The sequence below is a fragment of the Mesorhizobium sp. M2C.T.Ca.TU.002.02.1.1 genome (assembly GCF_003997225.1).
In genome coordinates this window covers 1-345 of record NZ_RZTO01001581.1, presented here as the reverse complement: position 1 = coordinate 345, position 345 = coordinate 1, and the positions used below count along the sequence as shown (strand labels likewise).

Sequence of the window (345 nt, the reverse complement as noted above, 5' to 3'; positions counted from 1 at the left end):
AAAACTACCTGCTACCGATCGATACGCCCGATCCGGAAAACCTGGACAAGCTGACGGCGCACGCCGTCAAGCTGAATGATGTGATCGCCAAATTCGCCAGTCGCGGCCGTCAGACCTTCATCTTCCTTGATGCCTGCCGCAACAATCCGCTGGGCAGCGGCGCCAACATCTCCAACGGTCTGGCGCAGGTCGAGGTCGGCGAAAACACGTTTGTCGCCTTCGCCACCCAGCCCGGGAACGTCACCGTCGACGGGACAGACGAAAACAGCCCGTTCACCACTGCGCTTCTAAAAAACGTCGAAATTCCTGGCTTGAGCATTTCGGACATGATGATCCGCGTCCGCA

The 345-nt window shown here is 58.3% G+C and carries 1 protein-coding gene; it reads left to right on the top strand.

Annotated features, from left to right (window positions below):
* Positions 1 to 345, top strand: a 345-nt coding sequence (locus EOD07_RS37400; RefSeq protein WP_164773005.1) for a caspase family protein, incomplete at both ends; no start/stop codon positions are given.